The sequence below is a fragment of the Pseudomonas sp. CFBP 13602 genome (assembly GCF_014842725.1).
In the GTDB taxonomy this organism is placed as follows: Bacteria; Pseudomonadota; Gammaproteobacteria; order Pseudomonadales; family Pseudomonadaceae; genus Aquipseudomonas; species Aquipseudomonas baltica.
The window spans coordinates 262,004-276,446 of sequence record NZ_JACYVT010000006.1; the positions used below are offsets into that span (position 1 = coordinate 262,004).

Genomic DNA, 14,443 nt, shown 5'->3' on the forward strand with positions numbered 1-14,443 from the left:
GCTAGACAGGCCGGACGGAGGAAAGCGCGGGTACAAACACTGCGCGGTGGCCGCAAACGCCCCTTGTTCCGGGTGGGAACAGGGGGAAAAACGGACGGTGTCGAAGGAGGTGACGGCGCCGTCCGGGGCAACTCAGCGCGGCATCAGGCGCGGATCGAACGGATAATCCGAGAGCAACTCGATGCCGTGTTCGTGGATGTAAATCTGCTCTTCGAGCTTGACCCCTTCGCCGCCCGCATCGTGGCCGATGTAGCTTTCCACACAGATGGTCATGCCGGCTTCGAACACCCCGTCGTAACCCAGCGCATCAATGTCTTCGCGGTGCACCACGTACGGGTACTCACCCGTCATGCCAACCCCGTGGGCCAGGGCGAAATAACGGTTGGCCTTGTAGTTGTCCGGGATTCGCCAGGCCAACTCGGCGTACTCCTTGAAGCTGCGGCCGGCCTTGAGCATTTCCATGTTGGTCTGCACTTGTTCGTAGGCCAGTTTGTACAGCTCCTGTTGCTTGGCGGTGGCGGCCTGTTCGCCACAAAGGAACGTTCGCGAGAAGTCGGCGTAGTAGCCAAAACGCCCGACTACGTCAGTGTCCAGCGCGACCAGGTCACCGGCTTCGATGGGCCGTGTGCTGCATTCCTGGAACCACGGATTGGTGCGCGGGCCGGAGGACAACAGGCGGGTCTCGACGTAGTCGCCGTCGGTGGCGATCACGTGCTGGTGCAGGTGTGACCACAGTTCGTTTTCGCTGATGCCCGGCACCAGCTTGCTTTCCATCAAGCGCACACCGGCCTCGGTGGCACGCAGACTGGCGCGGATCATCTTCAGCTCGTTCGGCACTTTGATGCAGCGCGCTCGCTCCAGCGGTTCCTGGGCGTCGAAGATCTGGTAGCCGAGTTTTTGCAGTTCGAACGCAGCGGCTGAAGTCGCGCTTTCGATGGCGACGCGTTTGTTGCCGCCGCCGTGCTTGCGCACCAGTTCACTGATTTCTGCTGCCCATTCGGCGGTGACGTTATTGAGGAAGCTGTCGCAGAAGTAATAGGAGATGGCTTTGGCCGGGCGCACTTCGTCGACGGTGTTGAGCTGTTCTGCCAGGTGCAGACAACCGCCGAATTCGAAGACCACGACCGGGCCTTCTGCCGGGATGAAGGCGTAACGCGCCGGATTTCGCGCTGAGTACACTTGCATGTTGCGCGAACCGGTGGCGTAGCGCATATGGGTCGGGTCGAACAGCACGCACGCGGCGTAGTCACGCTTTTTCAGTTCGTTGCGCACCCGTTGCAAACGGTCGAGCTGGATCTGCTGGATCTCGTCGTACGTCGGTTCGCAGTCGGCGGGGTTTCGGTTAGGGCCGGACAGACTCATGGGGTGTTCCTCGCAGGGCAAATACGGTTGGTTTTTTCTAAGAATTTTTTTTCGCATGAATCAGTCGAGCAACTGGTCGCTGCGCACCAGGTTGCGTTCGGCTTGCAGATGGGCTTCGGACAGGCGTCCGTAAAGCTGCTTGGTGCGCTGGGCACGACCGATGATTCCGGGCTTTTCGGAGTAGGCGAAGATGGCAGTATTGCGCTCGGTGGCGCCCTCGACCCGGGTTACCCGGTGCACTGAAAAGCGACCCTTGAAAATCTGCAAGTCGCCGGGGTTGAGTTCCAGTTCCTGCACGCGGCTGCGGTCGTCGCCGCGTACCACGTTGCCGACGGCGCCGAGGTTTTCCTGGGTGCGCGTGCGGATCATCGGCGCGTACTCGAACAGGCCGCCAGCCTCGGGCTTCTGGGTCATCATGCTGACGATGAATTCGTTGGTATCGAAGTGCCAGGGCTGCTCGGTGCCTTCGGGCATCACGTTGATCACCAGCCCAGCGAACGGGTCGGCGTATTCGAAAATCTCCGGCTCGTTGAGGCAGGCACCGATAAAGCGCTTCATCATCGGCGAAACGTACAGGCGATGAATGATTGCGTCCGGGGCAATCATGTCCCGCGTGACAAAACCGCTGGTGCGCTCCATGAATGTGCGGCGCGGGTCATCCTGGGGCAGGGCGGGGTCGTCTTCGGTGAAGTAGGCGTTGACCTTGCGCACCGAATAAAAGGTCTTGCCCGACAGCGCCTGACCCTCGGTACGCGCCTGTTCCAGCGCCTCGGGCCGCAGGAAATTCTTCAGCAGGCAGCAACCGTCCTCTGCCAGTTCGGCACGGGCGTGTTCGATCAGCGCCTGCAAGCGGACATGGCCCGAATCATGTATGGGGTACAACTCGGTATCAATAATGTCGCTGATATCGCCCACTTCGGCGTCGGCAAGTTGAAGGCTCATGCAAGTCTCCTGAAACTATCAATTAACAGTGTTTGGCGTTGAATCGATAGTTACTTAAAGAGGTGCGAAGTGGAAATTACAAGTTGTGATCGAATCCATCGGCAGGGGCGATAGTTATGTCAGGCGAACTGGATGGAAGCTTACTGAAGGTGTTTGTCGCGATTATCGAGTGCCACGGATTTTCTGCGGCGGCCGAGCGCCTGCACAAAACCCAATCGACCATCAGCCAGAATTTGCAGCGCCTGGAAGAGATCGTCGGCGCGCCGTTGGTTCAGCGCACCAGTCGCTCGGTGAGCCTGACACCCGGCGGCGAGACATTTCTCATCTATGCGCGGCAGATCCTCAAGCTGCATGCCGATGCGATCAACGCCGTGCAGCTGCCCGATGAGCAGGTGTGCATTCACGTCGGCATGCCCGAAGACTATGCGCAGTTTTGCCTGGCCGGGGTGTTGCGCGACTTTCAGACGCAGTTTCCCCAAATGCGGCCGGATATTTGTTGCGAGATGTCGACGGCGCTGGTCAGTCGTTTGCAACGCGGTGAACTGGACCTGGTGCTCGGCGTGCAACATGCCAATCTGCAAGCGGGTGAATACCTGTGCGACGAGCCGCTGGTGTGGGTGGCGGCTGAGGGGTGGTGCGCCGGTGCGCAGGCATCGGTGCCGCTGGCGGTGTATGCCGAAGGCTGCGCCTTTCGAGCCAACGCTGTGCGGGCGCTGGCCGAGGCCGGGCGGGCGTGGCATGTGGTTTACACCAGCCAGAGCCCGCGTGGTATTGGGATTGCCATTGAACAGGGCCAGTCGGTCGGTGTTACGGCGCGGCGCCTGGTGCCGGCAGGTTGGCAGGTGCTGGACGAGGCTCAGGGCTTTCCGCCGATTGAGCCCGCGCGGTTGATGTTCTGGCGTTCTACTCAGTGCGAGGCGCAGGCGGTGGAGGCCTTGGTGTACATTCTGTCGCGTCGCTTGGGCCGTTCAGAGTGGTTGGCCGAGCGCCGGCTCACAGCGTTGACAGCGGGCCATCAGCTGCAGCAATAACAGGCTGGCGGTGACCCAGCAGACGATCCAGCCGTGCACCAGGCCAAACTGCCCGGTCGCCTGCAGCAGCCAGCCGCACAGCCAGTTCGCGGTGGCGCTGCCCAAGCCATAACCGACCATGCTCAGGCTCACCACTTGCAGGCTTTGCATGGGGCTCAAGCGTGCGCTGAGGTAGGCGGCCATCAGGCCCCAGACCGGGAAATAGAATAGCGCGAACAGCCCGGCCGCCAGCCAGGTCAAGTTCAGGCTCGGTTGCCAGAGTAGTGCGAGCATTGTCAGGCCGAAGGCGCTGATGCTCAATGCCATCACCCTCAATGCCCCCCAGCGATCCGCCAACACGCCCAGCAACAAACCGCCAACGACCCCGCCTATTCCGATCAGTGTCCACAGTGACCCGGTGATCTGCGCGTTGGCGCCCAGCCGTTCGCTGGCAAACGCCGAAAGGAAATTCAGGAAGGGACCGCTGATCCCGCCTATGAAAGCGCTGAGCAACAGTATGTGCAACGCCACCGGGTATTCCATGCACAGGTTCACCCATTGTCTGAGTACCCGGCGTAGCGACGGCGCGCTGCTTTGCTTGATGTGTTGGCCTGTTGCCAACGGCGCCAAGGCCCAAAAGGTCAGCAGCGTGACAATCAAGGTCAGCCCGGCGCACATCAGCCAGAAGTACCGCAACGAGATGCCCTGCAACAGGGCGATCAGCACACCGTTAAGGCAGATCGCGAACGCCGCCCCAGACGACGCCAGGCCCAGCACGCGGCTGCGATGGGAAGCGGGGATCACTTCGCCGACCAGTGCGGCGATGGCGTTCCAGTTCGACACGGCGCAGGCCGAGACCAGTGCCAGGCATAGCGCGAACGGCAGCACCCACGGGGTAGCGACCGCCAAGGCCAGCAGCGCCGGGCTCAAGGCCATCGTCAGCTTTACCATGTTGCGCGGGCTGATCCACGCCGCGGCGATGCCGCTGACAATGGACGCCCCCATGTAGAACAGTTGCAGCAGCGCCGCGATGAACGCGGCCTGGCTGTAGCTCAGCTCGAACACCTGGCGGATCTGGGGTAATAAGGCCGAATAAAGGAAGATACTGAAGCCGTGGGTGGTGGCGTTACACACGGTAAAGATAAGCGCCAATAAAACAATACTTCTTGTGGGTGAGTGTGTGTTGATTGGCATGGGGTTGGCTCGGTCAGTTTAATTGCTATGGAATGGGGCATAGGTGCAAGAACTGCCCTATGTAAGTGCGTTAAATTAGACGGGTATTTAATTGAGTAAGACTAGCGCCCATATGAATAAAGCAGCCAGTGCTTAATAGTCGTGAGTATGCTGCGAAATACTCATGCTATTTATACGTCAGCGACAGTGGCGGGGCTGAAACCGACGTCATTGAATATTGCCAATTACTTGTGGCGAGGGAGCTCGCTCCCGTTCGGCTGCGAAGCAGCCGCCATCCAGTCGATAGTGGTATGTCTGGTTCACTGAGGTCGCAGGTTTTTGGGGCCGCTTCGCAGCCCAGCGGGAGCAAGCTCCCTCGCCACAGGCGATTGATGCCCGACCAGAGCGATTGTCCTGCACAACAGAAAAATGCATGTTACTCAGGAAATTTCCCGCAAGCCGTGGGATGCTTATGGCTCGTTAGCCCCAGCGCGAGTCCTGTTTATGAAACGCAAAATGCCCGCGCTCAATGCGCTCAAAGCCTTTGAAGTGGCCGGTAGTACCGGCAGTTTTACCCGGGCGGCGGAGCTGCTCAACGTCACGCAAAGTGCCGTCAGCCGCCAGGTGCGCCAGCTCGAAGAACAGCTCGGTGAGAATCTGCTGGAACGCCGGCATCACCACCTTGAACTGACCAGCGCCGGCCGGGTTTTGCTGCGGGCGCTGCATCAATCCTTCGACAAAATCGAGCTGACGGTGCGTAGCATCCAGCAGAAGTCCCACGCCAATCGCCTGCACATCAACGCACCGCCAACCTTCACCAGCCGCTGGTTGATGCCGCGCCTGGGACGGCTGCGTGAGAAGCACCCCGAATTGGAGCTGAGCATCACCACGCGTTTGCAGGACAGCCTGGCGGAAACCAGCACCCTGGACTGCGCGATCCGCTTTGGTGATGGCGAATGGGATGGGCTGGACAGCTCGCTGCTGCTCCAGGAACGGCACATTGCGGTGTGTGCGTCGTCCTTGTATACGCGGGAGGCGAGCGAGGGCGGAATCGACCTTAATCGCCTGACCTTGCTGCATGTGTTGGCCAGGGAAGACCAGCGTTACCTGACCTGGAAACACTGGCTCGACGCGGCGAAAATCAGCGGCGTGGATACCCAGGGCGGCTATGAATTCGACCTGCTGGACCTGGCGATTCGTGCGGCCACTGACGGCTTGGGCATCACCATTGCCGACTGGCACATGGTTGCCCCGGAGCTGGCCAGCGGGCAGTTGACCCAGGTACTGAACGTGCATGTGGAAGGGCATCAATCCTACTGGTTGGTGACCCGGCCGGAGCAGACGTTGATGCCGCAATTGCAGGTGTTCAGCCAGTGGTTGCAGGAGGAAATCTGGTTGGCGCAGAGGCAGCTCGAACCCTCCACCGCCGCCAGCTGACCCTCCAACCCTCCAACCCTCACGGGAAATTTGATTCTTTCCCGCGTAACCTGCATTTTTTGAATGTTACGCCGCTCAATAAATCGTTTGTTCAACCCCCTCAGGATGCCAAGACTGCGGGGACTGGATAAAAACAACGATGGGCGATGCACATGCGACTTGAGCGAAACTTTGTAAACGGTCACTTCATTGAGCCTGCCAGCGATGCGCTGATTGCAGTCTATAACCCAGCGAGCGAAGCCTTGGTCGGTCAGGTTTCTGCCGCCACCGGTACCGAAGCTACGGCAGCTGTCGAGGCTGCCGCCGTGGCCCAGAAACGCTGGGGCAAGCTCACCAGCATCGAACGCGCCGAGCATCTGCGTTCATTCGCCGACGCCTTGGAAGCGTGCGCCGAGAGCATTGGTGCCGCACTGGCCGCCGAGTCCGGCAAAAGTGTCAGCGACGCCAGCAACGAAGCCCGTTATGCCGCCCAAATCACCCGTTACCATGCCGAGTGGGCGCGACGCATCGAAGGCGAAATCATTCCCAGCGACACACCGAACGAGAACCTTTTCCTGCACCGCGAGCCGATTGGTGTGGTCGCCTGCCTGATTCCGTTCAACTATCCGGTCTACACCTTGTTGCGCAAAATCGCCCCAGCACTGATTGCCGGCAACACCGTGGTGGTGCGCCCGAGCAATAACACCCCGATCTCGGCGTTTGAAATCGCCAAGGCGGCGCAGCAATCCGGTCTACCCGCCGGCGTGATCAATATCCTGACCATGGACCATGCCACCGCCGCAACCGTATGTACCCACAAGGTCGTCGGTTTGATCACCTTGACCGGCAGCGTCAACGCCGGGCGTATCGTGCTCGATTATTGCAAAGCCAATATCGCCAAGCCTTCCCTGGAGCTGGGTGGTAAAACACCAGCGATCATCGAAGCCGACGCCGACCTTGAAGCCGCCGCCAGCGCAATCGTCGCGTCCAAGACTACCCACTGTGGCCAGTTGTGCACGGCGGTGGAGCGCGTCTATGTGCAGGAACGTGTCTACGAACACTTCCTTGCGTTACTTAAAAGCAAAATCAGCATGGTGAAGTTTGGCGACCGTGCCATCGACGCCAGCCTGATGGGGCCGCTGGTCAACGCAAGCTCGCAGCAAAACATCCATGCCATGGTCGAGCGCGCTGTCGCCGATGGGGCCGTACTGGAAACCGGCGGTTTCATTCCAGAGGGCAACGGCCATTTTTACCCGCCGACGCTGTTGAGCAACTGTCGCCAGGACATGGAAATTATCCAGGAAGAAATCTTCGGCCCGGTTCTGCCCGTGCTCAAGTACCGCGACATCGACGAAGCGCTGGCCATGGCCAACGACCATCAGTTCGGCCTGTCGTCGGTACTGTACACCGAGAACTACCGGACCACCCTGAAAGTCGCCAATGCTATCGAAGCCGGCGAGTTGTACATCAACCGGACCCCGGCCGACCCCTATCAGGGTTTCCACGCCGGATGGAAACGTTCCGGCCTGGGCGGTGATGACGGCAAGCACGGCATGCTCGAATTTACCCAGACCCGACTTGTGGTGATGAAGTACTAATCCACCCAGACACGCCTCTCGCCATACCTATAAAAACAATTATTGGGGCGCCTGGACTACCGGGCTGCCCGAGGTCTCACAGATGTCCAAGTCTGCAACCACTGTTGCCGCTGTTCAGGGTCCGAGCACGGATGCAAAAAGCCATAGTGACACGGGAAGTCGCTACGTCCAGTTGATGCTGCTGGTACTGGCCGCCGGGGCTATCTACCCGATCCTGTACCTGCGCCAGGTCTACCAGACCACCATGCTCGAAGTGTTCCAGATCAACCATAGCCAGCTCGGTTATCTGTACTCGATGCTTGGCACGATTTTCTTGCTTAGCTACTTACCGAGTGGGTGGCTCGCGGACCGGATTGCGCCACGTTTCCTGATCTTCTTTTCACTGGTGGCCACCGGAGTCTTGGGGCTTTGGTACTCCACGGCACCATCGATGAGCAGTTTGATGATCATCTTCGGTTGCTGGGGTTTGACCACCGGCCTGACGTTCTGGGCCTCGGTGCTCAAGCGGGTGAAGATGATTGCACATCACACTGAACAGGGGCGGTTTTTCGGCATTCTCGACGGCGGTCGCGGCCTGGTCGAAGCTTTGCTCGCGACTGTCGCCCTAGGGCTGTTCGCGTTCGCCACTGAAACGCGTGGCGAGTCCGCCGCAGAAGGTTTCAAACACGTGGTTTACCTGTACGCCTTCACCTGTATCGCGATCGGCTGTGTGCTGGTGCTGATCGAGGACCCGAAGTCGATGCAAGACACCGCGCCAGTGGAGAAGGGCAAGTACAACCTCCTTAGCGATCTGACCATGCTGGTGAAAATCCCGGAGCTGTGGTTGGTGACGACCATCGTGTTCTGCGGTTATCACATCTTCTGGGCCACCTACAGCTTTTCCGATTATTTGCAGGGCGGCGGCATGACGGCGGTCATGGCCGGCACCATCACCACCATCAAATTGTGGATGCGCCCGATTGGCGGTATCGGCGGTGGCTGGCTCGGTGACAGGTTCTCGAACATTTCGGTGCTGATCGTGGCGCTGTTTCTCGCGACGTTGGCGATGCTCGGCTTGATCGTGTTCCCGGCGCTCAACAGCATGGGTCTGCTGATAGGTACGGTGATTTTCATTGGTCTGATGACTTATGCGATTCGCGGTTTGTACTGGGCCATCCTCGACACCTGCAACATTCCGCTGCGCATCACTGGCCTGGCCATCGGCATTGTCTCGGTGGTGGGTTACCTGCCGGACGCCTTCATTCCCTTGATCAACGGCTACCTTACCGAGCACTTCCCCGGCGCCGTTGGTTACAAGCTGTATTTCGGCTACATCGCCTCCGTCGGCCTGATCGGGACCCTCGCGGCCCTGACCTTGCGCGCGCGTATCAATCGTCAATCTTTAGATGAAACAGGTGCCTGAGATGAAAATCGTCGCTCTTGAAACCCACATTGTTGCCGTCCCGCCACCGCACATCGGCGGCATGTACTGGCTGTTCGTCAAGCTCAAGACCGATTGCGGCATTGAAGGTGTCGGCGAAATCTACGCCGCGACCTTCGGCCCTAAAGCCATGCTGCCGATCATCGAAGACGTGTTTGAACGCTACTTGCTCAACCACGACCCGCACCACATCGAACGCTTTTTTCGCCAGGCCTATTCGAGCGGTTTCACCCAGCGCCCGGACCTGACCATGATGGGTGTGGTCAGCGGCCTGGAGATGGCCTGCTGGGACATCATCGGCAAAGCGGCGAACAAACCGGTCTACGAATTGCTCGGTGGCAAGGTCAACGAGCGCCTGCGTTCCTACACCTATTTGTACCCGGTCAACAGCCTGGGCGAGTACGACTATGACGATCCGGACCTGGCCGCCGAATGCGCTTTAGAGAACATGAGCAAAGGCTTCACTGCCGTGAAGTTCGATCCCGCCGGCCCCTATACCGCCTATTCCGGGCACCAGATTTCACTGGAGGTGCTGGAGCGCTGCGAAACCTTCTGCCGCAAGATCCGCGAAGCGGTGGGCGACAAGTGCGACCTGTTGTTCGGCACCCACGGGCAAATGGTCCCGTCCTCAGCGATTCGCCTTGCCAAGCGTTTGGAGAAGTACGACCCGTTGTGGTTTGAAGAACCGGTGCCGCCGGGGCAGGAGGAGGCGATGGCGCAAGTCGCGGCCAAGACCACCATTCCGATTGCTACGGGCGAGCGGCTGACCACCAAGTACGAATTCTTCAAGCTGTTGCAGGCCGGTGGAGCGTCGATTCTACAAATGAACGTCGCCCGCTGCGGCGGGCTATTGGAGGCAAAAAAGATCGCGAGCATGGCCGAGGCCTATTACGCGCAGATCGCACCGCATCTTTATAACGGGCCGATTGGCGCGGCAGCGAGTTTCCAGTTGGCAACCTGCACCCCGAATTTCCTCATCCAGGAAAGCATCATGACCTGGGGCGGTTTCCACGCCGAAGTCCTGACCAAGCCGCTGCAATGGGAGGACGGCTACATCGTACCTTCCACCGAGCCGGGCCTTGGGGTGGAGCTGAACATGGACGTGGTGCGCAGGCATTCGCCCTATACCGGTGAGCGTTTGCACCTGCAAATGGCGCCGGCCCCGGCAGACGTCAAAGACACATCGCCGGCCAGAGGCTGACGAAAGTGGTGCCGCGCCCTTGTGGGAGCGCCTGACGGTTTATTTGGACAACGACTTACATGACATACGACTACATCATCGCTGGCGCCGGCGCAGCCGGCTGCATCCTCGCCAACCGGCTATCGGCCTGCGGCAACTACACGGTGTTGCTGCTGGAAGCGGGCGGCAAGGACAGTTCCCTGTGGTTCAAGATACCGGTCGGCTTTGCCAAGATGTATTACAACCCGACCTTCAACTGGATGTACTATAGCCAGCCGCAAAAGCAGCTCGACAACCGCGAAATCTATGCCCCGCGCGGCAAGGTCCAGGGCGGTTCGGGCTCCATCAATGCAATGATTTACGTCCGTGGCCAGCCTCATGACTTCGACGACTGGGCGAGCAACGGCAATGATGGCTGGGGTTTCAAGGACGTCCTGCCGTATTTCCGCAAACTGGAAAACCACCCATTGGGCGAAAGTGAATATCACGGCGGCAATGGTCCGATCAGCATCACTCCGATGAAAGGAGAGACCCATCCGATCTGCGATGTGTTCCTCAAGGGTTGCGATGAACTCGGTTACCCGCAGAGTGACGACTTCAACGGGCCGAAATTCGAAGGCTCGGGTATCTACGATGTCAACACCAAGGACGGCCAACGCAGCTCCAGTAGTTTTGCGCATCTGCATCCGGCACTCAGCCGCCCGAATCTGACGGTCGAACATTACGCACTGGTGGATCGGGTGTTGTTCGAGAACGAGCGGGCCAGCGGTATTTCCGTGACCCAACACGGCGTGGTCCGCACCTTCCAGGCGCGCAAGGAGGTGATCCTCTGCGCCGGTGCCGTCGACACACCGAAGATTCTGCAGCTATCCGGTGTCGCCGATCAGGCGTTGCTGGCCAGGCACCAGATCCCGCTGGTCAAACACCTGCCGGCGGTGGGGCAGAACCTTCAGGATCACTTGTGCGTCAGCTACTACTACAAGGCCAACATTCCGACGCTTAATGACCAGCTCAGCTCGCTGTTCGGGCAGTTCAAGCTCGGCCTTAAATACCTGCTGACCCGTAAGGGGGCCTTGGCGATGAGCGTCAACCAGGCCGGTGGTTTCTTCCGTGGCAACGAGGCGCAGGCCAACCCGAACCTGCAACTGTACTTCAATCCGCTGTCGTACCAGATCCCGAAAAACAACAAGGCCAGCCTCAAGCCAGAGCCGTATTCCGGCTTCCTGTTGTGTTTCAACCCCTGCCGTCCGACGAGTCGTGGGCATATCGAGATCCAGTCGAATAACCCCCGGGATGCGGCGCTGATCGATCCCAATTACCTGAGCACACAAAAGGACATCGACGAAGTGATCCAGGGCAGTCGGCTGATGCGCAAAATCATGCAGGCGCCGGCCTTGAAAAGCATCACGGTTGCAGAAGTACTGCCGGGGCCAGTGGTCGAAAGCGATGAACAGATGCTGCAGTACTTTCGCGAAAACAGCGGTTCGATCTATCACCTGTGCGGTTCGTGCGCGATGGGGGCGGATGTACAGACGTCAGTGGTCGATAAACGGCTTAAAGTCCATGGTCTCGATGGTCTGCGCATTGTCGATGCGTCGATTTTTCCCAATGTGACGAGCGGCAATACCCACGCCGCAGTACTGATGGTGGCAGAGAAGGGCGCAGACCTGATTTTGCAGGACGCCTGATTCGTTGCCATAGTGATTGAATGTCTGCCGATTTGTTTTTGTTTAACCTGAGTAGTCGACAATACGAAAGCTGGGGTCGATGGTTGTCGAACCCTTGATCCACCTGACCAAGAGGGAACGGAGCTTAGCCTTAGACTGGGGGCATCCTTTTCAATCCGTCCAAAGCATGCCCTCAGATGTGCCCCCAATTTAGCAATCCACCGGAAGTGAATGGAGCTCCATGGTTTGTGGAAAGGCAGAAATGATCAGATAAACAGCCTGTCCGACGACGCCTAAAGACTCTCAGGATCCCCAAAAAACATCTGAATCCGCGACCTCAACCAACGCTCCCCAGGATCATTATCCTGTGACCCCCGCCAAGCCAGGTGCAACTCGAACGAAGGCGTGTCCAGCGGCAGCGGCTCGGCGCGCACGCCGCCGGCAGCGGTGAGCGAATCGGCGGTGTAGTCGGGCACGGTGGCGACGATGTCGGTGCCGGCGAGCAGGGTGCTGAGGCCGTTGAACTGGGGCACGGCGAGCACCACGTGCCGTGTGCGGCCGTGCTTTTTCAACTCTTCGTCGATGAAGCCGCTCAGGTCGCCGGCGAACGACACCAGCGCATGGGGGCGGGCGCAGAACTCGTCGAGGGTCAGGTTGCCCGGCTTGGTGTCGGCGCGCAGCAGCATGGGGCGATTGCGTCGCAGCACCTTGCGCTTGGCGTTGGCCGGCAGGTCATCGGTGTAGCTGACGCCGATGGAAATTTCCCCGGAGACGAGCAGGGCGGGCATGAGGATGTAGTTGGCGCGACGGATCACCAGCACGATGCCGGGTGCTTCGGCGCGGATGCGCTTGAGCAGCATGGGCAGCAGGGCGAATTCGACGTCGTCGGACAAGCCGATGCGAAAGACCGCGTTGCTGGTGGCCGGGTCGAAGTCGGCGGCGCGGCTGACGGCGGTCGAGATGGAGTCCAGTGCCGGCGACAGCAGGGCGAAGATCTCCATGGCCCGCGCCGACGGTTCCATGCTGCGCCCGGTGCGCACGAACAGCGGGTCGTCGAACAGGCCGCGTAGGCGTGAAAGGGCGGCACTGATGGCCGGCTGGCCGAGAAAGAGCTTCTCGGCCGCGCGGGTGACGCTGCGTTCATGCATCAAGGTTTCGAACACGATCAACAGGTTCAGGTCGACGCGACGCAGGTCGTTACGGTTCATCTATGGGCCCGCTGGAACATGAAGAAGAGGTGCAGGCGTGAATCTTAAGGGCAAAGGCTGCTACCCTGCACCGGAAAATTTCGGTTTGCGTCATCCGCGTGCCTGCCCCGCAGAGCGGCCGCAGGGTCGAATCAATGGCAAGCATGTCGACTATTAACAGGCGCTGATAGCTTAAGCGCGAATGCCCAGATAAAGTTCATGGCATTAGAGGTTTACAAGGCGAGGTTTGCGATGTCCCGCACGATCCGTTTTCATAAATTTGGTCCGGCGCAGGTCTTGACGTGCGAAGAGCATGCAGTGGCATCGCCCGCTCCGGGCGAAGTTCAGGTACGTGTCGAGGCGATCGGTATCAGCTGGTACGACGTGCTCTGGCGGCAGAACCTGGCGCCCTCGCAAGCGCGCCTGCCGGCGGGCCTCGGTCAGGAAATGGCCGGCGTGGTCACGGCGCTGGGTGAAGGGGTCGAGGGTTTCGCGGTGGGCGACAAGGTCGCCAGCTTTCCCGCAGAAAGCCCCAACGAGTACCCGGTCTACGGCGAAATGGTTCTGCTGCCGGCCACGGCCCTTACCCGTTACCCCGACATTCTCTCGCCGCTAGAGGCAGCGGTGCACTACACGCCGTTGCTGATCGCCTACTTCGCCTACGCCGAACTGGCCCGTGCCAAGCCAGGGCAGACTGCGTTGGTAACCGACGCCAGCCACTGCGCGGGACCTTCGTTCGTGCAGTTGGGCAAAGCTTTGGGCCTGAAGGTGGTCGCCGCCACGCGCAATCCGGCCGAGCGCGATTACCTGCTGTCGCTGGGCGCCGAGAAAGTCGTGGTGACCGAGGAGCAGGACCTGCTCATGCAGATCGACAAGTTCACCGGCAATCGCGGCGTGGACATGGTTCTGGATGGGCTGGGCGGGCCGCAGATGTCGGTACTCGGCGACGTCCTGGCACCGCGTGGCAGTTTGATCCTGTATGGCCTGCAGGGCGGCAACCAGACGCCGTTTCCCGCGTGTGCCGCGTTCCAGAAGAACATCCAGTTCCATGTGCATTGCCTGGGCAACTTTCTCGGCAAGCCGGAACTGGGGATCGTCCAGGATGACGAGGCCTTGCAGCGCGCGCTGCGTGATATCAACCAGATGACGGCTGACCGCGTGCTGGTGCCACAGATCGCCAAGGTGTATCCATTCGACCAGTTCGTCGAGGCGCACAAGGCCATGGATGAATGCCCCTGCGGCGGTCGCATCGCGCTGCAGCTGTAACCGGCCGACACGGCAGACCAGGCGTTCCTGCGCGGGACGCCTGGTTTTCAAAGCATCTGCATCGCTGATTCGCGCAGATTTGTAAGACCTTTCCACTCTTTTCTCAGACCTGTCCGATTGCGCCCGGCGTCGGCATGGGCGCCTCATGGTGCTCGTGCGGATTCGCCGTACGCCCGCCAATCTGCATTGTCCGTTGCCTGCTTTCTGTATCTTTTAATCGGA

At 59.8% G+C, this 14,443-nt stretch carries 11 protein-coding genes; 7 read left to right on the forward strand and 4 right to left on the reverse strand.

The genetic code is table 11. The features are described 5' to 3' along the window. Positions 1 to 132: 132 nt before the first annotated feature. Both IFU31_RS14575 and IFU31_RS14580 read right to left on the reverse strand, forming a co-directional pair. The gene (locus IFU31_RS14575) at positions 133 to 1,362 is read right to left on the reverse strand and encodes a M24 family metallopeptidase (protein ID WP_192103426.1); all 1,230 of its coding nucleotides are present in this window, start codon (positions 1,360 to 1,362) and stop codon (positions 133 to 135) included. A gap of 60 nt (positions 1,363 to 1,422) precedes the next feature. Then, positions 1,423 to 2,304: a HalD/BesD family halogenase gene (locus tag IFU31_RS14580; RefSeq protein ID WP_192103428.1), complete on the reverse strand. Its 882-nt coding sequence runs from the start codon at positions 2,302 to 2,304 to the stop codon at positions 1,423 to 1,425. A gap of 116 nt (positions 2,305 to 2,420) precedes the next feature. On the opposite strand from IFU31_RS14580, the gene IFU31_RS14585 reads away from it, so the two are divergent. Next, positions 2,421 to 3,335: a LysR family transcriptional regulator gene (locus tag IFU31_RS14585; protein ID WP_192103430.1), complete on the forward strand. Its 915-nt coding sequence runs from the start codon at positions 2,421 to 2,423 to the stop codon at positions 3,333 to 3,335. Here IFU31_RS14585 and IFU31_RS14590 read toward each other — a convergent pair. Next, positions 3,273 to 4,508, reverse strand: coding sequence for an MFS transporter (locus IFU31_RS14590; protein ID WP_192103432.1), 1,236 nt, complete (start codon positions 4,506 to 4,508; stop codon positions 3,273 to 3,275). The genes IFU31_RS14585 and IFU31_RS14590 overlap by 63 nt on opposite strands. Before the next feature lie 483 nt (positions 4,509 to 4,991). Between IFU31_RS14590 and IFU31_RS14595 the strand changes: the two genes are divergently transcribed. The 5 genes from IFU31_RS14595 to IFU31_RS14615 all read left to right on the forward strand — a co-directional run bounded on the left by IFU31_RS14595 (position 4,992) and on the right by IFU31_RS14615 (position 11,789). Then, positions 4,992 to 5,924, forward strand: coding sequence for a LysR substrate-binding domain-containing protein (locus IFU31_RS14595; RefSeq protein WP_064054664.1), 933 nt, complete (start codon positions 4,992 to 4,994; stop codon positions 5,922 to 5,924). A gap of 152 nt (positions 5,925 to 6,076) precedes the next feature. Then, positions 6,077 to 7,501, forward strand: coding sequence for an aldehyde dehydrogenase (gene aldA, locus IFU31_RS14600; protein WP_090362148.1), 1,425 nt, complete (start codon positions 6,077 to 6,079; stop codon positions 7,499 to 7,501). A gap of 82 nt (positions 7,502 to 7,583) precedes the next feature. Then, positions 7,584 to 8,903: an MFS transporter gene (locus tag IFU31_RS14605; RefSeq protein ID WP_090357825.1), complete on the forward strand. Its 1,320-nt coding sequence runs from the start codon at positions 7,584 to 7,586 to the stop codon at positions 8,901 to 8,903. Position 8,904: 1 nt separating this feature from the next. Then, on the forward strand, positions 8,905 to 10,122 hold the full coding sequence (locus tag IFU31_RS14610) for a mandelate racemase/muconate lactonizing enzyme family protein (protein WP_090357828.1): 1,218 nt from the start codon (positions 8,905 to 8,907) through the stop codon (positions 10,120 to 10,122). Positions 10,123 to 10,181: 59 nt separating this feature from the next. Beyond that, the gene (locus IFU31_RS14615; protein ID WP_192103434.1) at positions 10,182 to 11,789 is read left to right on the forward strand and encodes a GMC family oxidoreductase; all 1,608 of its coding nucleotides are present in this window, start codon (positions 10,182 to 10,184) and stop codon (positions 11,787 to 11,789) included. Between the two features lie 272 nt (positions 11,790 to 12,061). On the opposite strand, the gene IFU31_RS14620 is transcribed toward IFU31_RS14615, so the two are convergent. Further along, positions 12,062 to 12,976 carry a LysR family transcriptional regulator gene (locus tag IFU31_RS14620; RefSeq protein WP_192103436.1) on the reverse strand — a complete coding sequence of 305 codons (915 nt, stop codon included), beginning with the start codon at positions 12,974 to 12,976 and terminating at the stop codon, positions 12,062 to 12,064. A 231-nt stretch (positions 12,977 to 13,207) separates the two neighbouring features. Here IFU31_RS14620 and IFU31_RS14625 point away from each other — a divergent pair, with 231 nt between their 5' ends. Further along, positions 13,208 to 14,221, forward strand: coding sequence for a zinc-dependent alcohol dehydrogenase family protein (locus IFU31_RS14625; RefSeq protein ID WP_192103438.1), 1,014 nt, complete (start codon positions 13,208 to 13,210; stop codon positions 14,219 to 14,221). The last annotated feature ends 222 nt before the right edge of the window (positions 14,222 to 14,443 follow it).